We start from the raw sequence: 20,196 nt of genomic DNA on the forward strand, positions 1-20,196 counted from the left end.
ACGAGTATGTAGGCACAAATCACGAATACGTAGGCATCGGAAGCGGCGCGTTTAGCTTTTTAGGCGGCAGGCTACTCGTAAATGCGTTCAACCTCGAAGACTACGCAAGCAGGGTGCGCAAAAACGAAAGTACCGTCATCGCCACTTGCGATTTTAGCAGATCCGAGCGCGCGAAATATCTCTTTTTGACCGAGCTTTTCAACGGCGAGATCGATATCGCTAAATTTAACGCCGCAAACGATCTAAATTTGCGCCGCGAACTGGGCAGAGAGCTTAGCCTGCTAAGGCTTGCAGGAGCCGTGCGGATCGAGGGCGAGATCATCCGCACGACGGAATTCGGCGCGTATTTGTGCCTTGTTTTGATGAAGGAATTTTACACCGGCATGGACAAGGTGCGCGCAGCTTTTCGCGACGATGCCAAGATTAAGCGCGCAAAACAGCTCATCATTATGGATGAAAGCGAATCCGCCGCAACCGGCGCGGCAAAAAGCGAGATAGCGTCGTAAATTTTGCGCCCGACCGCTACGACTAGCGCTTGGGCACACCCGCGACTTGAGCGCAAATATCGTTTATGTATTTAAAACACAAACGAATTTTTGATTTCAAAATTTAGGAGCGCCGCTGTGAAAGGCAGAATGGTCAAACTATTCATTTTATTTCTATTTTTCATCTTTGTATTCGAGCTCGTCGGCAATCTTTTTAACTTCGGCCGCTTCCCCTTTCATAAGAGCTGCGAGGCGTTTATGATGATAAACCGCCATATAACCGGTGATTCAAACGATAGGTGCATAATGCAGCTTATGGATCAGGGCAATAAAAGAGATCTTTCGCTATATTACTATAAAACTAAATTTAATCTTGAGGAGCCCTTGTCCGAACTGGATGAAAAAGCTATAAAATTTTTAAATAGACCGGGTGGAAGATAATCGACATAAAGGAAGATGGCGTGGAAAAGAAATTTTTAATAAGCGATTAAATTTAAATAGCAAAGAAGCCCTGCTTCAATTGCAATATCAAAGCCTAACAAATCGAGAATTTTAAAATTTATAAAATTAAAGGAGGAGCAATGAATAATCTAAAACTCATACAAAACTGGTATGCTTCCAAATGCGACGGAGAATGGGAGCATGAATATGGCCTTACGCTAGAAACGGTCGATAATCCCGGTTGGTTGATTAAAATCGATGGCGAGAGCGGGAAAAAGCCGATCAAAATAAATATCGATAGAGATGACGAGGATTGGTTTTTCGTCAATGCCACGGAAAACGAACTCAAAGGAAGTTGCGGAGCCGAAAATTTAGAGGAATTATTGGAATACGTGGTAAAATGGCTAATGGATTAAAATTTGGCGGGAGCATTATGAAAGAGCTATATAAAATTTATCTGAAAGATAGTAAAAAGAGCTTCATAGCCACCGAAAATACTACTCATTACGATGGCAATAAAATTCTGCCGCAGCCGTTTGCTTTAAGCATCGTCCAATACGACGGCGACAGCGGATTTTATCTGTTCTATCTCGACGAATCGGGGAAAGAGCAAACCGATACCTATCATGAAAGCATAGAGGGCGCGTTTAAACAGGCTGAATTTGAATTCGGCGTAAAGAAAGAGGATTGGAAAAATTTAAATTAAGCAAGACAAATAAAGGAGCTTAGATGATCGAAGTCGAGATAAAAAACGAATCTTGCAAAAAGACCGAAGTTACGCTTGCAAATATCGAAATTGTTAAGGATGCCGTAAAGGAATTCGCCTATAAAAGCTTTAAGGGCAGCTATCTGTTTTTTGATATTTACGGCGAGATAGATAGGGATTTCCGCGTGCTTGGAGCAATCGGCGAAGGAGATGAGGACAATATCCGAAAAATAGATCTTAAAAAATATGAAAAAAGCTCCGTGGGCGCCACCAACATATCGCAAGATATAGAGGGCGCGAAATTCTGCACCTATTTCAAGCTGGATCAAAGTAAAATTTTAAAGCAAATATTATATTATATAGCCTATGAAAGATTTGAAGGCGGCTATTACGCAAAGGGTAAATTTATAGGCAAAAATAAAGATGATCTTATTTTTGTCGGTATCTGCGGCGATGTAAAAAATTGCGCCGAAATAAAGAGCGTCGATTTAGATGAAATAATAAAAAGTATGCCCAAGCTCTCGGAATCAAATAATTTTTATATTAGTGAGTTTATATGTGATCAATCAAACAGATCGATGAGGTAAATTTTATATCGCCAACCGATTAAATTTAAAAAGGAGATGCTATGAAATTTAAAATTTTAGAACCAAGCGAACGATACGGTTGGGTTTTTAGCCAAGATGAAAGACTTTTCAAAGCTTTCGGATTTAACGAAAATGGGCCATTTCTTAAGATATTGCCCAAAACCCCAAATGTCGAGAAAAAAGATATTTTAGATTACTTTGCGTATAGGATTTTTTGTCTATGCGAATGGTTTGAATTAGATTCAATGATTGCGGATGATTACGACTATATGCTACCACCATATGAAGATAATCCTGAAATTTCAGCTTATCCTACATATGCAGGAGAATACTTCGGAGTAATGGGGCAGCTATTTTTAGGGGGTATGATAGATTTCGGCATAGAGGGCGGAAATCTAAGAGAGAAGGGAACTGACTTTAATACAAATTTATCGAAAATCGATTTAGGTATGTCGCTTTATGAAAAATGGATATATTTCAGGGATAACTTCTTTTATGGGTATAAATTCTTAGAGGAGGAGAACATCACTCCCAAAGCAGAGATAACTTGGAAAGACCCTAACACATGGAGCAGATTTAGCCATTGGATATGTATGACTAAGGCGGGCAAAGAGTATCGTGATAAAATTTTAAAGCCGAGGCTTTATGAAAAGTATAAGGATGTGAGTATAGAGGTGTAATTTAGCGATTACAAATAACGAAAAATTTATTATGAACATGTTTAATCTAGCAAGCAAAAAAGGACTTTGAATGACCATCTTACCAATATCAACCTTCGACAATGATTTACAAAGAGGCGATATTATAAAATTTAACGACGATGAGCTTATGGTCTGCGATGAGCGCTGTTTCTGGACAGAAAATCCTTGCCTTTTAAATTTAAAAGATAACAGATACTTTGAGCTTCCTAGCGAGATGTTATCAAGCAAAGCGGGGTTTGTCGTGGACAAGGAGCAATTGATTCGTAATTTAGCAAATTTTGGTATCAATGCGAGCCTTGAGGAAGTATGTATATGCTCCGATAATTATCTTAGTAGCGATGAACTAGGGGATTGCGACGAAACAATCCCCGGTTTCAGACTGACAAAACCTAGGGATAAATTCGGACGCAATAGGCGCATAAAGACAAATTTGATAGAAAAGCTTAGTATTCCTCTCTTGAAATTCCTCGGAAAGATCAAGGTCGGAGATATTATCGAATGTAGAAAATCCTGCTATCCATATGAGAAAAATGTAAGCTTTGTCGTAGTAAAAGCAAAAGACGATGATGGGGTAAATTTTATAAAATTGGTCGTAATTAGCGGCTACAAGGCGGGCTTATGGGTTCTGCCGTTTTTGTTTAAAACAGATAAAAATATGATAGAGGCAGACTGGCTAATTAAAAATTGGAAATATATTTTTGATACCTGCTGCGATATAAGGCACACTTATGTAAATTTACAAAATCGAAAAGAGGTTTTAAATTTTACCGATAAAGAGTTGGAAAATTTTATAAAAATGAAGCGAAAGAGATTAAAATTTAAAAATAAGAAGTGATATAATGCCTCGCCAATCGACATTATCAATATATACGGGCAAGAATACACACAAGGAGAAAATATGGTTAAAGCATTAAAATTTATAATTTACGCCGTAGTAGTTTTGTTATTATTTATAATTTATGAAAGTACTTTGTGTGCAAAGTGTGATTATACGTTTTTTGTAGAGGAAAGGCTTATGGGTAGATTATTGATAGCAATCGATACAAATGATATAAATTTAGTAAGATATATTGCTGCTGAAGGTAGAGTTTGCAAGCAAGCCAATGTCCATAATAGAGCGCTTAAAGAATTAAGAAGAATGGAATCGGAAAATAATAGAACTAATGAGTAAACCGGTTTTTGCGGAACAATAGAGAGAGAGAGATGAAATTTGCAAGATAGCTTTCTTGCTTTATCCTTACGCGCTTATCTGTTACTGCTCTGCTTATTCCGATACTCCGCCGCTTTGTAAAATTTCAGATATAGGCGCTAATTTATGCGCGCATCTAAATACCGCATGAAATTCTAAAATTTCAAATCCTTTACATCTTGCTAAATTTCTAAATTTTACAGTTTCAAATTTCGCAAACTAAATTCCGCATAAGATTATCGTATAAAGCCAGCTTGCCGCGAGCACGCCACAAACGAACCCCTAAATTCCGCCGCGCGCCCGCTTTAGCGCAAGCAGCTGCTCGCGCGAGTAGGCGTTTTACGCACGGCTTTAGGCTACCCAAGCTTACGGCGCAAAGCAACTAAAAGTAGCTATACGGTGGAATTTACGCCAAAACCTCGCCACAAGTTTTATTTAAGAACCTTGCCTAAAATCCCTGCACCTTTGCCGACGGCGCTGCCGCGAAGCGCGCTTTCTTTTTCTCTCATCACCGCAAATAGCCCGTCCAGCGTCTTTTGCGTGATGTAATCGTTCAAATCCTCGCCCTGCTTAGGCAGATACTCGCTCGCGCCCAGCCCGCGCGCGATGTTTTGCACCGCTTCGTTACCCGCGATCTTGTTTTGTGCGAAGGAATTTAGCCCGTTATACGCCGTCGCAAAGCTGTTTTTGCTCATCATATCGCTTACGATCGGCCTAAAAACCGCTCGCAGCTTTGCGCCAGATTTGCTCTGCAAATACTCACTAAGTGCGGTGTCACCGCCGCCGATGAGCTTTTTAACGTCGGCGTCGCTCATCGATTTCAGATCTTGCAAAAATATCTTGCTCGCGCCGCTTACCGCCTTGGTAGCGGTATCGTTCATACTCACGACGAGCTCTCGCTCCCATTTATCGCCGCCCACCTTTCTCGCAAGCTTCGCAGCCGCCTTCAGCGAAGGAGGAAGCTCAATTTTAGCGGTCTTGCTGTGAATGTAGCCCTTGGCGAGCTCGGCTACGGCGCGGTTTGCGGCGGAAGCGAGCAGATCCTTGTAGTTTCCGCTCCTAGTCGCACCAAGCGCGTCCGCGCCCTGCTTTAGAATATCCGTCACGTCCGCATGCGCAAGCGACAGCCCCGCAGCGGCGAGCAAAACCATAAATTTTTTCATATTGCAACCTTTGGATAAAATTTGCGCCATTATGCCAAACTGCGGTAAACGCTAGGCTCGCGCGGTGTAAATTTACGCGCTGCGCGGGCGATTTAAGATAAAATTTAAGCTAAATTTAAAAGCGGATTCGGACTTAAATTTTAAGCGTCAAATTTCAAAGCTAAATTTAATGGGTGAAATTTACCTGCCAAATTTAAAGATGAAATTTGGCGGCGGGTTTTGTCGTGCTTGCGGCTAAATTTTAAAAGCAACGCTACGAGGAGCTAAAATTTTAAAATCGCACTGCTTGGCGCTATTTAAATTTACGCAGCGCGCAAGTTGCGCAGAATGAATTATAGCGATGAGCGGCTATATCCTCGGCGCAAACGATTGAAATTTTGTCAAGCCCGCTGTAGCCAAAAAGCTCGCCGTAAATTTAAAGAGCTTAAATTTAAAAGCGAGCTGCCGCTTTTGACAAAATAAAGCGAGTTAAGCTTAAACCAGACCTTGATCCAGCATCGCATCGGCTACGCGGCGAAAGCCCGCGATATTCGAGCCTAGCACGAGGTTGCCCTCCGCGCCGAATTCCTTCGAGGTCTCGTAGCTGGTGCGAAATATGTGGCGCATGATCTCGCGCAGCTTACTATCGACCTCCTCGAAGCTCCACGACGCCATCTGCGCGTTTTGCGCCATCTCAAGCCCGCTCGTAGCCACGCCGCCAGCATTCGCCGCTTTGGCAGGGCCGAAAAGGAGGTCTTTTTGCGCGAGCATAAAATCGATCGCCTCAAGCGTACTTGGCATATTCGCGCCCTCGCAAACCATGCGACATCCGTTGGCATAGAGAGTCTTTACGTCTTGCAGATTAAGCTCATTTTGCGTAGCGCTCGGAAACGCGGCGTCGCACGGCACGCTCCACACGCCGTTGCGGCCTGCGGGATAGGCGCTTACGGGGATAAATTTTGCGTTAGGACGCTCCTTGATATATTCGCAAAGCCCTACGCGCAGTTGCTCTTTTAGCTTTTTAAGCAGCGTCACGTCGATTCCCTCGGCGTCATAGATAAAGCCCGTAGAATCGCTTACGGTGACGGGCTTAGCCTGCATCTGATAGAGCTTTTCGGCGGTGTAGATCGCGACGTTGCCGGCGCCAGAGATCGTGCAAATTTTGCCGTGCAGCGAATCGCCTCTGGTAGCAAGCATCTCGTTTGCAAAATAGACCGATCCGTAGCCCGTAGCCTCGGTGCGCGCGAGGCTACCGCCCCAGCTTAGCCCCTTGCCCGTAAGAGCGCCGTCGAATCTGCGGGTGAGCTTTTTATACGCGCCGTACATATAGCCGATCTCGCGACCGCCCACGCCGATGTCGCCCGCGGGCACGTCGGTATTGGAGCTGATTAGGCGGTGAAGTTCTAACATAAAAGCTTGACAAAATCTCATAATCTCGCCGTCGCTCTTGCCCTTGGGATCGAAATTTGTGCCGCCTTTTGCGCCGCCGATATTAAGACCCGTGAGGGAATTTTTAAAAATTTGCTCAAACCCTAAAAATTTTAAAACGCCCAAATTTACGCTCGGATGAAAGCGCAGACCGCCTTTGTAAGGGCCCAGAGCGGAGTTGAACTCTATGCGATATCCCGTATGCACGCAGGGCTCGCCGCCGTCGCTCATATAGACGACGCGAAACATCATCGTGCGCTCGGGCGCCAAAATGCGCTCTAAAATTTTATTTTTCACGTATCGCTCATCGCGCTTTAGAAGCGGTATGAGCGAGTATAAAATTTCGGTCGATGCCTGGATAAAGACCTCCTGACCGGGATTGGCACGCTTTAAATTTAGCAGCAAGCCGTCGATGTAAGATTTCATAGTTCCTCCTTTTGAACTGGATTAAATTTTAATTTTTTAGCTTTAGCGATAAATTTTTTCAGCGCCAGCTCCTTGCGGACGCCGATTTTGTAGCTTATAAATTTTAGATAATTTAAAATTTCGCGCTCTTTTATGCCGCGCGAAAGGGCGTAGCTTTGCAGGATATATCTTGGAATTTTAATGCGCGAACGTAAAAATTTCGTCGCTAGGCGCGAGTAAGCCTTGTCGTTTTTCACGCAGCACAGCCGCCCAAAAACAAAGGGCAAGCCCGTGCGCTGCTGCCAAATTTCGCCCAGATCGTAGAATTTATCCCTGCCCTGCGAAAGCAGCGCCTTTAGAGCATTATCGCCGATTAGCACCTCGCCGCTAAGATCCAGCACGCGAGCTAGCATATTTGAGCTCATCGACGCGGGATCGAGCCTGGGCGCCGAGTTTTTGCGCACGAGCACGCTTAGCACTTCGCCCTTTGCGACGATTCCCAAAGGCAGTTTGCGGTATTTTGCGCGGCGACTTTCGATGCTGGAGATTACCGCAGCATCTATGCGCCTATAATAAAGATCGGCGCAGAGTTTGCTCGGTACCCCTTTTTTAAATTCTATCGATTTTTTAACATAAGACGGCAGCGGAAGTGATTTTAAAAATACGTGAAAAGGGAGCAAATTTAGATAATCGATTTTGCCTAATAACATAACTTTCTCCGAATTTAGCGCAGAAAAGAGGTTAAATTCCGACGCTAAATCGGAATTTAACCAAAAATTTCAGGATTTATTTGACCTCGGTGATCGGGATGGATTTGTATTTGCTAAACTCCACTATGCCCTCGCCTTTTTTGAAGTGGATGCTCACTCCGTCCTTGTTCTCCATATAGATGCCGTCTGCGGCACGGTCGCGCTTGAGGTCGTAGCTTTTGCCGCTATCGTCCTTTAACACGGCGGTATTGAAATCGTCGTTTGAGCTAAGCGAAAGTTTTTTGCCCTTGTCGTCCACGAAATAGAAGGTCTTTGCATTCTCTTGAGTTATGGTTTTTTCGCTCTGTGCTTGCTTATTCATAGCGCTATCCGGGGATTGGCGGAGCTGGTTTGAGCCGCATCCTAGCAAAACTAATGCCAAAGCGGCGCACGATAGAACTTTAAACATATTTCTCCTTTAAATTTAGGTTACACTCGTTGATGAGTGATTTTCGAATATCCCAAAGCTTTTGAGAGAGATCCACTTTGTAGTTCTGCGGATGGACGTTGCGAAGGTGCTCAAGCCAAAATTTACTCTTCTGCTCCTTGCTAAAACGCGCGATCTCGCTTACCGTGCGGCGCGTACCTACGAATTTGCCCTCCTTGAAAACGGGGCGTAAGAGCTTATGCGCGTTGAAATTCGTTAAAATTTTACGCTTGTAGGTGTAAAGCGGATGAAAAATTTCAAGCGGCGCGCTCTCGTCTATGCTCTCTCCATCAAGCGCGATCAGATCGGCAAGCGCCATACCGTTATCTTTGTCGTAAAGCCTAAAGACCTGCTTATAGCCGGGGTTGTTGATCTTGCGCGGATCGTTTGAAATTTTGATCTTAGCTATGATCTCGCCATCTTTTTCGATACCGCTTAGCTTATACACACCGCCTAGACTCGAACTATCTCCGCCCGTAATAAGCCTCGTACCGATCCCCCAGCTATCGATTTTAGCCTCAAAAAGTTTGAGCTGATCGATCGCATATTCGTCCAGATCATTTGACGCAGTGATCTTTGCGTTCTCAAAGCCCGCCGCATCGAGCATCTTACGCGCCTGTTTGGTTAGATACTCCAGATCGCCCGAATCTATGCGAATCCCAAGCGGCTTATGACCGCTTGCGCGCAGCTCCTCAAAAACCTTGATCGCATTTGGCACGCCGCTTGCGAGAGTATCGTAGGTATCGACGAGCAGAAGCGCGCTGTTTGGATAAATTTTAGCGTAGGCGCGAAACGCCTCCAGCTCGCTATCAAAGCTCTGAATCCAAGAGTGCGAGTGGGTGCCGATCGCGGGGACGCCGAATTTCTTTGCGGCGAGCACGTTTGACGTGGCACTGCAGCCGCCTATAATCGCAGCTTTTGCGCCGTAGATGCCCGCACTTCGTCCCTGAGCGCGGCGCAAGCCAAACTCCATCACCGAATCACCTTTGGCGCTAAAGTTTATACGCGAGCTTTTCGTAGCGATGAGAGTTTGAAAATTTATAGTATTTAGGATCGCTGTCTCGATGAGCTGCGCCTCCATGATATTTGCCTTGACGCGAATTAGCGGCTCGTGCGGAAATACAATCTGCCCCTCATCCATGGCGTAAATTTCGCCACTAAATTTAAAGCCTCTTAGAAATTCCAAAAATTCCGGCTTAAAGAAATTTAAACTTTTTAGATACGCGATGTCGTCCTCGCTAAATTTTAATTTTTCGATATAATCCACGACCTCGTTTAAGCCGCAAAATATCGCGTAGCCGCCGCCGCTTGGGTTTTTGCGGTAAAAAACGTCAAAAACCGCCGTCTGATCGGGCTTTGTAAAAAAATAGCCCTGCATCATACTAAGCTGATAAAAATCGGTAAGTAAAGCCAAATCTTTCATTTACACCTCTTAAATTTAATCTCGCCTCGCTCAGGAGCAAGGAATCATAGCTTTTTGGCTTCTAGGCTCTTTTTATAAGCCGCAGCGTCGAAATCTTTGACGCGAGCGACGCCGTCATCCACCGCAGCTTTTGCAACCGCCGTCGAGATCACGGCAAATACGCGCGGATCGAAAGGATTTGGGATCACGTAGTCTTTGCCGAATTTTAAGCTATCTTTGCCCAGCATCTTGCGGATTTCTGCAGGAACCTCTTCGCGAGCAAGATCCGCCATCGCGCGAGCGGCAGCAATTTTCATATTTTCGGTGATCTTTTTGGCTCTTACGTCAAGCGCGCCGCGGAAGATATACGGAAAGCCCAAAACGTTATTGATCTGATTTGCAAAGTCGCTTCTGCCGGTGCCTACGATCGCGTCGTTTCTTACTTCCTCGACCTCGCTTGGATAAATTTCCGGTACCGGATTTGCAAGCGCAAAAATGATTGGATGCGGCGCCATAGTCTTTACCATCTCTTTGGTTAAAACGCCCGGCTTGCTAAGACCCAAAAACATATCGGCTCCGTTAATCGCATCAGCCAGCGTGCGATCTGCGGTATCTAGGGCAAATTCTTTCTTTTGCTTGGTAAGATCGGTGCGACCCTTGTGGATCACCCCTTTGGAGTCAAGCATTATGATATGTTTAGCGCCTAAATTTTGATACATCTTCGCACACGCGATGCCAGCAGCGCCAGAGCCGCTGACTACGATCTTCATATCCTTGATCTTTTTGCCGCTGATAAGGGCTGCATTGATTAGCCCTGCGCCCGTAATCATAGCGGTGCCATGTTGATCGTCGTGCATGACGGGGATATCGACGGCTTTTTGCAGCTCGCGCTCGATCTCAAAGCACTCGGGAGCTTTGATATCCTCTAAATTTATACCGCCGAACGTAGGCGCAAGCGCTTTGCAAATTTCAATTATCTTTTTAGGATCTTTTTCGTCGATCTCGATGTCAAACGCATCGACGCCGCCGAATTTTTTGAACAAAACCGCCTTGCCTTCCATTACGGGCTTTCCGGCGATTGCGCCGATATCTCCGAGGCCTAAAACCGCCGTGCCGTTAGTGATGACGGCTACGAGATTGGCTTTATTCGTGTATTTAAACGCGGCTTCGTGATCACCTTCGATCACCTTGCAAGGCTCCGCGACGCCCGGCGTGTATGCAAGCGCCAAATCCTCCGCCGTAGCGCACGGGGTTTTTACATTCGTTCCGATTTTGCCGCCTATGTGGTACTTCAAAGCCGCTTCAACGTTTACTTTGGCCATTTTATAATCCTTTTTTGATTAAATTTGAAATTCTCGTTTTAACTTCGTCGCTTCCTAAAATTTCACAAATTTCAAAAATCGACGGACTTACGCTTCCCCCCGTGATCGCGACGCGCAGCGGCTGGGCAAGATCCTTTAGCTTGGCGCCGTTTGCGTCCAAAAATTTCATCGTCTCCTCCTCGCACTCCTTTGCGTTTAAATTTGCGCTTAGAGTATCCGCAAATTTTGCGAGTAAGCTTAGCGAACTTTCGGTTACAAATTTCTTATACGCCTTCTCGTCGTAGCAGCTCGGGCGGGCTAGAAGGACCTTAATGCCCTCAGCCATCTCCACTAGCGTCTTTGCGCGCTGTTTGTACTGCTGCGCGATGAGATGTTTTTTTGCATGCGAGCGGATATCGACGCCGAATTCTACAAGCTGCGCGGCAAGCTCATCGTCGCTTGAGCTTTTAATATAATGCGCATTTAGCCACTCGAGCTTGGTTTGATTGAAGGTGCTAGCGCTCTTGCTGATATGGTTAGGATCAAAGTATCGCTTCATCTCCTCCATGCTAAAAATTTCATCATCCCCGTGGCTCCAGCCCAGGCGCACTAAAAAATTTAGCAGAGCTTGCGGCAGATAGCCCATGCGCTTGTACTCCATCACGTCGGTAGCACCGTGGCGTTTGCTCAGCTTGCTGCCGTCGGTGCCGTTGATCATCGCAACATGGTAAAATTTAGGGATTTTAAAGCCTAGCGCATTATACAGCACGATCTGCTTCGGGGTGTTGCTTAGATGATCGTCGCCGCGGATCACGTCCGTGACGCCCATCAGCGCGTCGTCGATCACGACCGTAAAGTTATACGTGGGCGTGCCGTCGGAGCGCGCGATGATGAAATCGTCCAGAATATCGGCAGCGTTAAATTTTATCTCGCCCTTGATGCCGTCGTTAAATTCTATCGTGCCGCTAAGCGGGGATTTGATGCGGATTACGGGCTCGATCCCAGCAGGCGGCGTGCCGGTAAAGTCGCGATAGCGATTATCGTAGCGCGGGCGCTCTTTGCGAGCTTCCTGCTGCGCTCGCAGCTCGTCAAGCTCGTCCTTGCTCATATAGCACTTGTACGCCTTACCCTCATCTAGCAACTTTTGGACGTATTGTTTGTAAAGATCAAAGCGCGAGCTTTGATACACGATCTGCCCATCATAGTCCAGATTGCACCACTTAAAGGCTTCCTCGATCGCCTTAGCAGCCTCCTGCGAATTGCGCTTCAGATCGGTATCCTCGATGCGCAGCAGGAATTTGCCGCCGTTTGCCCTAGCGTAAAGATAACTAAAAAGTGCCGTTCTAAGTCCGCCGATATGTAAATATCCCGTAGGACTCGGCGCAAAACGAGTTACTATCATAAAATTCCTTTGCAAAAATTACCATTTAATGTTATAATCGCGATCTTGTAATTATAAAGCAAAAAGACTAAATAAAGGTTAAAAATGATAAAGAAACTGCTTTTTTCCGCAATGATCTGTGCTGTTTGTGCAAATGCCGAAGTAGTAAACGGCGTCATCGCCGTGGTAGATAATGAGCCGATCACAGGCTACGAACTAGCCAAAGTTCAAAAACTAACGGGCACTTCGCCGCAAGCCGCGATGGAAATTTTAATCGGGCAAAAGCTTCAACAATCCGAGATTAAACGCCGCGGCATCGCGGTAAATGACGCGGAGATCGACGCGAGGCTCAAAGCGATCGCTGATCAAAATAAGCTTAGCTTAGACCAACTCAAAACCGCTGTGCAAAAGCAAGGTATAAACTACGATGACTTTAAAGCAAATATCCGCCGCACACTGCTTGAAGAAAAGCTCTATGGCTCAATATTCGCAGACGTACAGCACCGCACGACCCCTGAAAATGTCAAAAAATTCTATAGCCAAAATAGTTCATTATTCACGACTTTCGACAGCATCACGCTCACCCGCTATATCGCAAAATCACAAGCTCCGCTCGATAAGATCCGCGCAAATCCGAAGCTCCGCCCAAGCGACGTGTATGTGATGAAGGGTACCCTCAAGGCCAATCAAATGGATGAGGGGCTAAAATACATCGTCACAAACGTCGAGCAGGGTAAATTTTCGCCGATCATCCCTACGCGCAACGGCTACGAAATGTTTTACGTAAACGACAAAAAAGGACTTCGTACGCTTGATTTTGATAGCGTGCAAGACAAGGCGATCGAAGGCTACGTAACCTCCGAGCGTAAAAAAGCAGTCGCCGAGTTTAATGACAGACTCCGCTCAAACGCTAATATCCGCATTATCGAGCGCCCGCAGGCAAAATCGCAAGACGCAAAAACCGCTCCAAAAGTTAAAGTGCAAAAAAGGCAGTAAATTTTAAAATCCGATGCCGTGTTAAATTTAATCGGAATTTTAAGATATGCTATCGCGAGAAAATATAAATTAGCAGCCTTAATGGCATTCAGTTTTAATAAGAATTCTAAAAACGTGAAATTTAGTTCAAATTTTAAAGGTGCCTAGCGATAATAATCAGTGGTTTTACCGAGTTTGTAAGTAAATGACGGTATAATTTGTTGAGATTTTAAAACTTTTAGAAAAATCTTTAATTACCAAGATTTATATAAATTTCTATATCCGATATCTACTTCAATACCGGCTTACGAATTAACTACCAATCTAAGCATTAAAACTCTCATTTACTCTATGCTTTGATATAAAAATTATTGGCAAACGCAATAAAAATTTAAAATTAATATTTCTAAATTTAAGCATTTTGTAAAAAAAAGGGGGGGGTATCATAATTTAAATTTTAAATAAGGAGATCACTTTGAAACTAATCATCAAAGAAAGAGCGGATAAATCTGAAGTTATGAACATCGTCACCCAATATTCTGAGGGAATAAAACTAAGAATTACGAAGATGGAGAATTCACAATATCCGCAAAATTCAGTAGATATCTATATGGGAGATAAGCAATTAACGTCGTTTTGTTGTAACAATGAAGATACAAATAAACTAAAAACCGCATTTGAAAAATTCTCCAATGCTTTAGAAATATGCGTTGAGCTTAACGAGCAAAGAGGTAAAACTTTAGCGAGCTTGCGCGAATTTTCTGCTGATAAATAATTTTAAGGTTTTACGCTATGCGCAAAATAATATTTTCTCTTATATTGACGATCGGCGCTTCGTTCGCTTATGATGCATGCGATAATAAAGAGGTACAAAAATTTATAGTAGACAATAACTCGTTCTTACAAGAACGAAAAGCATATATTGCTTTTTTCTGCAAAAATAGTACAATGATGACCGGTACCGATTTGAAAAGATCTAAAAAAATATCTAAAAAAGAAGCTGCGTATTTAAAAGTAGAAGGAAAACTCGATAAAATCGCAGCCGATTCAATCTGTCCTGGCTTGGACGCTTTTCAGGATTTAGGTTTAAACCGAAAAGCAAATTTTATATACTTTTTTGGCAACAACGAGCCTTTTTATATAGTTACGGTAGATGATAATTTTTGCAAAAAATATGATTATTGAATTATCTAAAAATTTATTTAGTAACCATAGCGTGGAAAATATATGCAAATAACAGAAGGGTCAAAAAATGCGTAAAACAATATTTTTTCTTCTATTGGGGATCAGCATTTCATTTGCTAATGACGGATGCAATCAAAATATTGCAGTTCAGATCATGAGTGATTATGATTTAAAACAAGAGGTTGGTGAAATTGCTACTATGTTCCTTATTTTAGTTTGTAAAAGTGATACTATAACGATCAAATACACATTTCATATTACTGCACCAAATATAGATAGAGAAAAATATAAGCAAAGGCTATATAGTATATTTCTTCATAACAACAAAAATAACTCCGATATAGTAGATAGGAGCTGTAGAATTCTTAATATGAGCTTGAGTGATGGCTCAAAAGCAAAAGATGCTGGCATTAAATATATTTATCAGACATATTATCTCGATAACGAGATGCTTTTCTCAATGGTAATGAACGATGAGCTGTGTCGACGACGAGGATTTTAATACCTGATATATATGAGCTGATTTCTAATATGCACTACAAAAGCCTATTTTGACTTATATATTCATATCCCTAGAATTTTAAATCGTAAAATTTAACCACTAAGCCAAAATACTCAATGATTAAATTTATGATTCTTGTAAGATGCTATCTGCCGCTTAGATATTCCTGCAGCGTTTTAACCTCAAGCGCGGAGTCGTCCTTTATCGAGCAGATCGAGCGCGTAGCAGCGATCGCCGCCTTCATCGTCGTAAAATACGGCAGCCTAAAGCGCAGCACGCTCTGGCGGATCTTCACGGCGTCGGTAGAATTTGATTTACTATCGCTGGTATTGATGACGAGCGAAATTTCGCCGTTTTTGAGCTTGTCCTCGATATTTGGGCGACCCTCGCTGATTTTATAGACAAACTCGCACTCTACGCCGTTTTCGCCTAATAGCTTGTGAGTACCGCTCGTAGCGGCGATACTAAAGCCCGCGCCCGTAAGTGCGCGTGCAAGCTCCACGGCTCGCAGTTTGTCGTGATCGGCTAGCGACAAAAATACCTTACCGCCGCTTGGAAGTGCATTGCTAGCGCCGATTTGAGATTTGGCAAAGCTTTTGGCGAAATTTTCGCCGATACCCATCACCTCGCCGGTGCTTTTCATCTCGGGCCCCAAAATCAGATCCGCGCCCGCAAGCTTGTTGAAAGGAAAGACGCTCTCTTTGACGCAGATATGGTTTTTAATACGCGATTTTAAAATCCCCTTCTCTTCAACCAGCACGCCGAACTCGTCGTAAAATTTTAAAGCCTCGCGCAGACCCCCCTGCCACATTACGCGAGTAGCGACCTTTGCCATCGGAATTCCGCTCGCCTTGCTTACAAACGGCACGGTACGGCTCGCGCGCGGATTTACCTCGATGATGTAAAGCTCGTTTTCAAAAATAGCGAATTGAATATTCATAAGCCCTACGACGCCGAGATTTAGCGCGATCTCTTTGGTTTGGCGACTTACCAGATCGATCATCTCCGCGCTTAGACTAAGCGGCGGTAAGATGCTCGCGCTATCACCGCTGTGAATGCCCGCCTCTTCGATATGCTCCATTATCGCGCCGATATACACGTCGCGCCCGTCGCAGATCGCATCGACATCAAGCTCGGTCGCGTCAAGTAAAAATTTATCTATAAGCACCGGCGAGTGATCACTCACGCGCACCGCCTCGCTCATATACTGCCTAAGCTCGGCTTCGTTATGTACGCGCCGCATCGCGCGACCGCCGAGTACGTAGCTAGGGCGCACGAGTACGGGGTAGCCGATCGCAGCGGCCTTTTCTATCGCTTCGGCTTCGCTTACGGCGGTATCGTTTTTCGGCTGTTTGACGCCGATACTTGCGATGAACTCACTAAATTTCTTGCGGTCCTCCGCCACGTCTATCGTGCGCGCGCTCGTGCCGATGATCTTTGCTCCCACGGTACTTAGGCGCTTGGCGAGCTTTAGCGGCGTTTGGCCTCCGAAATGCACGATCACGCCGTCGGGGTTCTCGGCCTCGATGACCGCCCTAACGTGCTCGAAGTCGATCGGCTCGAAGTACAAAATATCGCTCGTGTCGTAGTCGGTGCTGACGGTTTCGGGGTTGCAGTTATACATTATCGTAGTGATCCCCATATCGCGCAGAGCGTAGCTGGCGTGCACGCAGCAGTAATCAAACTCTATGCCCTGCCCTATGCGGTTCGGACCGCCGCCGATGATGAGGACCTTTTTATTATCTTTTGAAATTTTACGACTTGCGATGGCGGGCGTTATGTTGGTGCTGGAGTACAGATAGGGGGTAAGCGCCGCAAACTCGCCTGCACAGGTATCTACTTCGTTGTATTCAAGACCGATGCCCTGTCTGGCGCAGGCAAAATGGATGTCGTTTTGCGTAAGGCCCAGATTGTCCTTTTTGTTGATCAAATTTGCGATCATCTTATCGCTAAAGCCCCAGCTCTTGGCCTGTCTCAAAAGCGACGCGTCGTTGATGATTTCCATATCGATGCGCTCTTCAAATTTTACGATCTGCTCGATCTGGCTCAAAAACCAGCGATCGATCTTGCTAAGCTCGTAAATTTGATCCACGCTCATGCCCGCTCTAAAGCCCTGAGCGATATATAAAATTCTATCTTGCTGCGCGTTGCGAAGCCCGAAAATGAGATCTTTTTCGCTTAAATTTAGCTCCACGAAGCCGAAGTAGCTCTTCTCCAGCGAGCACAACGCCTTTTGAATACTCTCTTTAAAGCTGCGCCCGATCGCCATCACCTCGCCGATGCTTTTCATCGCAGTGCCGAGATAGGGGTTTGCGCCGGGGAATTTCTCAAACGCAAAGCGAGGAATTTTAGTCACGATATAATCGATCACAGGCTCGAAGCTTGCAGGCGTGCCGGTGATGTCGTTTTTGATCTCATCTAGGCTAAAGCCCACAGCTAACATAGTAGCGACCTTGGCGATCGGATAGCCCGTAGCTTTGGACGCGAGAGCCGAACTGCGGCTTACGCGCGGGTTCATCTCGATGACGATCATCCGCCCCGTTTGCGGATTTACCGCAAACTGCACGTTTGAGCCGCCCGTATCCACGCCGATCTCGCGTAAAATTTTAAAACTCGCGTCGCGCATCGCCTGATATTCTTTATCGGTGAGCGTAAGAGCGGGTGCAACCGTGATGCTATCGCCCGTATGCACCCCCATCGGGTCGAAATTTTCAATCGAACAGACGATGATGCAGTTGTCCTTGTGATCGCGGATAACCTCCATTTCGAACTCTTTCCATCCAAGCAGGCTCTCTTCAATCAAAATTTCATTTATCGGGCTCACGTCTAGCCCATTTTGCGCGACCTCTTTAAACTCGTCGATATTGTATGCCACGCCGCTGCCTGCGCCGCCTAGGGTGTAGCTAGCGCGAATAATGAGCGGGAAACCGATCTCATTTGCAGCAGCCATCGCCTCTTCGATATTGTAGGCGTATTTGGATTTGGGCAGATCCATTCCGATCTTAATCATCGCCTCTTTAAATTTCACCCTATCCTCGCCCTTTTTTATCGCTTCAGGCTTGGCGCCTAGAAATTTCACCCCTGCTAGCTCGCCGCTTTCGTAAGCCTCCATCGCGACATTTAGCGCGACCTGTCCACCCATCGTAGGCAGGATCGCATCGACGCCCTCGCGCTTTATGATGCGCAAAATGCTCTCTTTGGTGATCGGCTCGATGTATGTAGCGTCGGCAAAATCGGGATCGGTCATAATGGTAGCGGGGTTAGAGTTTATTAGCACTACGCGGTATCCGAGGCTCTTTAGCGTCTTGGCAGCCTGCGTGCCGCTGTAATCGAACTCGCACGCCTGGCCGATTACGATCGGACCGCTACCGATCAGTAAAATCGTCTTAATATCATCTCTTTTGGGCATCAATTTTCCTTTGTAACGACATACAAAAACGCCGGCATCTCGGAGCTCACGTAGGGCTCTACGACGGCGCTTTTGTATAGCTTCCCGTTTTGAATTTCTTTAACCTTTCCTACCGGTACGCCGGCAAAGAAAATTTCATCTTTCCCGCTCGTAAAGACCTCATCGCCTACCTTAGGATCAAGCCATTGTGGGATGTATCTAACTACGAGCTCGTTATTTTCGCCGCCTGCGACGCCAGGAATTTGAGTATCTCCTATGAAAACGGAGAAGTTGCTCTTTTCGTCGCGCTGTAAGATCGCAAGCGGGCGCCCGTCTTTATTTACTAAAATCCCTGCAGTTTTACCCTCGCTGATGAGGCCGTAAATTTTGTTTGGGTTAAAATTTTCAAAATTTACGAAGAATTTGTTGTAGTCGTTTAGATTCGCGTAGCTTAGCGCCTTTACGAGCTGGACTTTGGGCTCATAAATGGAGCTATTTTTATCGATCAAAATTTTATTCAGCTCGCCCGCGAACGTGCTAAGCAGCATCGCCGATTTTTTTAGCTCGGCGTTTTCTTCTCGTAGAGCTTTGATCGTCTCTGCCTGGTTAAAATGCTCGTTCACGGCGCTTTTTACCCGATCGCTCACGCCGTAATAAACCTCTAAAATTCCTCCTGCAAATCCGATAAATTTGCCGTGGATATACGAGCCGAACGTTAACGAAACGGCTACTAGCAAAACCGCGACGAGGAGGAGTTTGAGATTAGTCATTTGCCGCTTGTTTTAGCGATTTGATCTCTTCTAGGGCTTTTCCCGTGCCGTTTGCGACGCACAGCAGTGGCTCGTCCGCGACGAAAACCGGAAGCTTTACGGTGTCACTTAGATATTTATCTAATCCGCGAATGAGCGCACCGCCGCCCGTTAGTACGACGCCGTTTTCGACGATGTCGGCGGCGACTTCTGGCTGAATGCTCTCTAGCACAAATTTCAGCGCGTCTGCAATCTCTCTGATCGAGTCTTTGATCGCCTCTCTAACGTCCTCACTCGTAAGATCAACCGAGCTTAAAAGCCCGCTGATCTGGTCTTTTCCTTTGACCGTGTATGTAAGATCTTTTTGCTGTTGTACCGCCGTGCCGATCTTGATCTTGATCTCCTCGGCCGCACGCTCCGAAATAAGCAGGCTATATTTTTCTTTGACGTAATTAACGATGCTTGCGTCGATCTTATCGCCTGCGACGCGGACAGATTTGGCACTGATGATACCGCCTAAAGAGATAACGCCGATCTCGGTGGTACCGCCGCCGATATCTACGACCAGTGAGCCGCGCGCTTCATTTACCGGAAGCCCCGCACCGATCGCCGCAGCCATCGGCTCTTCGATTAGATAAACTTCACGTGCGCCCGCTATCATCGCGCTTTCGCGCACGGCTTTGCGCTCGACCTGAGTTAGCCCGTAAGGAACCGAGATGATAATGCGCGGGCTTACGAAAAAGCGGCGCTTGTGGGTCTTTTCGATGAAATACCTAATCATCTTCTCCGTCATATCAAAATCCGCGATAACGCCGTCCTTCATCGGGCGCACCGCCTCGATATCGCCAGGAGTGCGTCCTAGCATCTCTTTAGCCTCGGCGCCCACGGCAATGATCCTTTGCTTGCCGTAGCGCTCGTTTTGCACCGCGACGACGCTCGGTTCGTTGATGATGATGCCTTTATCTTTTAGCAGCACAAGCGTGTTTGCCGTGCCTAGATCAATACCCATATCCCTAGAAAATAATCCTAGAATCGAATCAAGTAACATTTATC

The 20,196-nt window shown here is 45.5% G+C and carries 21 protein-coding genes and 1 pseudogene; 12 read left to right on the forward strand and 10 right to left on the reverse strand.

Annotation, left to right across the window (positions count from 1 at the left end; genetic code table 11):
* The 8 genes and pseudogenes from Q0117_RS00005 to Q0117_RS00040 form a co-directional block, all read left to right on the forward strand.
* Positions 1 to 506, forward strand: a pseudogene (locus Q0117_RS00005) (coproporphyrinogen III oxidase); the annotation flags it as partial.
* 129 nt (positions 507 to 635) lie between these two features.
* Positions 636 to 926 (forward strand): hypothetical protein, encoded by a 291-nt coding sequence (locus tag Q0117_RS00010; protein ID WP_297920787.1) that lies wholly within the window; start codon positions 636 to 638, stop codon positions 924 to 926.
* Between the two features lie 140 nt (positions 927 to 1,066).
* Positions 1,067 to 1,342, forward strand: a complete 276-nt coding sequence (locus tag Q0117_RS00015) for an Imm53 family immunity protein (RefSeq protein WP_297920790.1) — start codon at positions 1,067 to 1,069, stop codon at positions 1,340 to 1,342.
* 17 nt (positions 1,343 to 1,359) lie between these two features.
* Positions 1,360 to 1,632 (forward strand): hypothetical protein, encoded by a 273-nt coding sequence (locus Q0117_RS00020; RefSeq protein ID WP_297920793.1) that lies wholly within the window; start codon positions 1,360 to 1,362, stop codon positions 1,630 to 1,632.
* Positions 1,633 to 1,655: 23 nt separating this feature from the next.
* On the forward strand, positions 1,656 to 2,219 hold the full coding sequence (locus Q0117_RS00025; protein ID WP_297920796.1) for a hypothetical protein: 564 nt from the start codon (positions 1,656 to 1,658) through the stop codon (positions 2,217 to 2,219).
* A gap of 41 nt (positions 2,220 to 2,260) precedes the next feature.
* Entirely contained in the window at positions 2,261 to 2,899 is a 639-nt protein-coding gene (locus tag Q0117_RS00030) for a hypothetical protein (protein ID WP_297920799.1), read from the forward strand.
* Positions 2,900 to 2,969: 70 nt separating this feature from the next.
* Positions 2,970 to 3,755 (forward strand): hypothetical protein, encoded by a 786-nt coding sequence (locus Q0117_RS00035; RefSeq protein WP_297920802.1) that lies wholly within the window; start codon positions 2,970 to 2,972, stop codon positions 3,753 to 3,755.
* Positions 3,756 to 3,818: 63 nt separating this feature from the next.
* On the forward strand, positions 3,819 to 4,091 hold the full coding sequence (locus tag Q0117_RS00040) for a hypothetical protein (RefSeq protein WP_297920806.1): 273 nt from the start codon (positions 3,819 to 3,821) through the stop codon (positions 4,089 to 4,091).
* A 449-nt stretch (positions 4,092 to 4,540) separates the two neighbouring features.
* On the opposite strand, the gene Q0117_RS00045 is transcribed toward Q0117_RS00040, so the two are convergent.
* The 7 genes from Q0117_RS00045 to gltX form a co-directional block, all read right to left on the reverse strand.
* Positions 4,541 to 5,272, reverse strand: coding sequence for a DUF4197 domain-containing protein (locus tag Q0117_RS00045; protein WP_297920809.1), 732 nt, complete (start codon positions 5,270 to 5,272; stop codon positions 4,541 to 4,543).
* 474 nt (positions 5,273 to 5,746) lie between these two features.
* The gene (gene gdhA / locus Q0117_RS00050; RefSeq protein WP_297920812.1) at positions 5,747 to 7,105 is read right to left on the reverse strand and encodes an NADP-specific glutamate dehydrogenase; all 1,359 of its coding nucleotides are present in this window, start codon (positions 7,103 to 7,105) and stop codon (positions 5,747 to 5,749) included.
* Positions 7,102 to 7,794, reverse strand: a complete 693-nt coding sequence (locus Q0117_RS00055; protein ID WP_297920815.1) for an MqnA/MqnD/SBP family protein — start codon at positions 7,792 to 7,794, stop codon at positions 7,102 to 7,104. The genes gdhA and Q0117_RS00055 overlap by 4 nt, the downstream gene beginning before the upstream one ends.
* Positions 7,795 to 7,870: 76 nt before the next feature.
* Complete coding sequence (locus tag Q0117_RS00060; protein ID WP_297900380.1) at positions 7,871 to 8,242, reverse strand: hypothetical protein; 372 nt, start codon at positions 8,240 to 8,242, stop codon at positions 7,871 to 7,873.
* A complete protein-coding gene (locus Q0117_RS00065; RefSeq protein WP_297920818.1) occupies positions 8,235 to 9,683 on the reverse strand; it encodes a nicotinate phosphoribosyltransferase in 1,449 nt (482 codons plus the stop codon). The genes Q0117_RS00060 and Q0117_RS00065 overlap by 8 nt, the downstream gene beginning before the upstream one ends.
* Positions 9,684 to 9,727: 44 nt before the next feature.
* On the reverse strand, positions 9,728 to 10,984 hold the full coding sequence (locus Q0117_RS00070; protein WP_297920823.1) for a malic enzyme-like NAD(P)-binding protein: 1,257 nt from the start codon (positions 10,982 to 10,984) through the stop codon (positions 9,728 to 9,730).
* A 1-nt stretch (position 10,985) separates the two neighbouring features.
* Positions 10,986 to 12,365 carry a glutamate--tRNA ligase gene (gene gltX, locus Q0117_RS00075; protein ID WP_297920826.1) on the reverse strand — a complete coding sequence of 460 codons (1,380 nt, stop codon included), beginning with the start codon at positions 12,363 to 12,365 and terminating at the stop codon, positions 10,986 to 10,988.
* A gap of 84 nt (positions 12,366 to 12,449) precedes the next feature.
* Between gltX and Q0117_RS00080 the strand changes: the two genes are divergently transcribed.
* The 4 genes from Q0117_RS00080 (at position 12,450) to Q0117_RS00095 (ending at position 15,006) form a co-directional block, all read left to right on the forward strand.
* On the forward strand, positions 12,450 to 13,340 hold the full coding sequence (locus Q0117_RS00080; protein WP_297920828.1) for a peptidylprolyl isomerase: 891 nt from the start codon (positions 12,450 to 12,452) through the stop codon (positions 13,338 to 13,340).
* 454 nt (positions 13,341 to 13,794) lie between these two features.
* A complete protein-coding gene (locus Q0117_RS00085; protein WP_297920830.1) occupies positions 13,795 to 14,094 on the forward strand; it encodes a hypothetical protein in 300 nt (99 codons plus the stop codon).
* 17 nt (positions 14,095 to 14,111) lie between these two features.
* Positions 14,112 to 14,504, forward strand: a complete 393-nt coding sequence (locus Q0117_RS00090; protein ID WP_297920833.1) for a hypothetical protein — start codon at positions 14,112 to 14,114, stop codon at positions 14,502 to 14,504.
* A gap of 67 nt (positions 14,505 to 14,571) precedes the next feature.
* Complete coding sequence (locus Q0117_RS00095; protein WP_297920835.1) at positions 14,572 to 15,006, forward strand: hypothetical protein; 435 nt, start codon at positions 14,572 to 14,574, stop codon at positions 15,004 to 15,006.
* Between the two features lie 145 nt (positions 15,007 to 15,151).
* Here the strand turns inward: Q0117_RS00095 and carB are convergent, their stop codons facing one another.
* The 3 genes from carB to Q0117_RS00110 are packed head-to-tail and all read right to left on the reverse strand — an operon-like array spanning position 15,152 to position 20,191.
* A complete protein-coding gene (gene carB, locus Q0117_RS00100) occupies positions 15,152 to 18,415 on the reverse strand; it encodes a carbamoyl-phosphate synthase large subunit (protein ID WP_297920838.1) in 3,264 nt (1,087 codons plus the stop codon).
* Positions 18,415 to 19,164, reverse strand: coding sequence for a rod shape-determining protein MreC (gene mreC, locus Q0117_RS00105; protein ID WP_297920840.1), 750 nt, complete (start codon positions 19,162 to 19,164; stop codon positions 18,415 to 18,417). The genes carB and mreC overlap by 1 nt, the downstream gene beginning before the upstream one ends.
* Complete coding sequence (locus Q0117_RS00110; protein WP_005869818.1) at positions 19,157 to 20,191, reverse strand: rod shape-determining protein; 1,035 nt, start codon at positions 20,189 to 20,191, stop codon at positions 19,157 to 19,159. Before Q0117_RS00110 ends, mreC begins: the two co-directional genes overlap by 8 nt.
* Between the last annotated feature and the right edge of the window lie 5 nt (positions 20,192 to 20,196).

Origin of the sequence: uncultured Campylobacter sp. (assembly GCF_937997535.1) — a bacterium.
Taxonomy (GTDB): domain Bacteria; phylum Campylobacterota; class Campylobacteria; order Campylobacterales; family Campylobacteraceae; genus Campylobacter_B.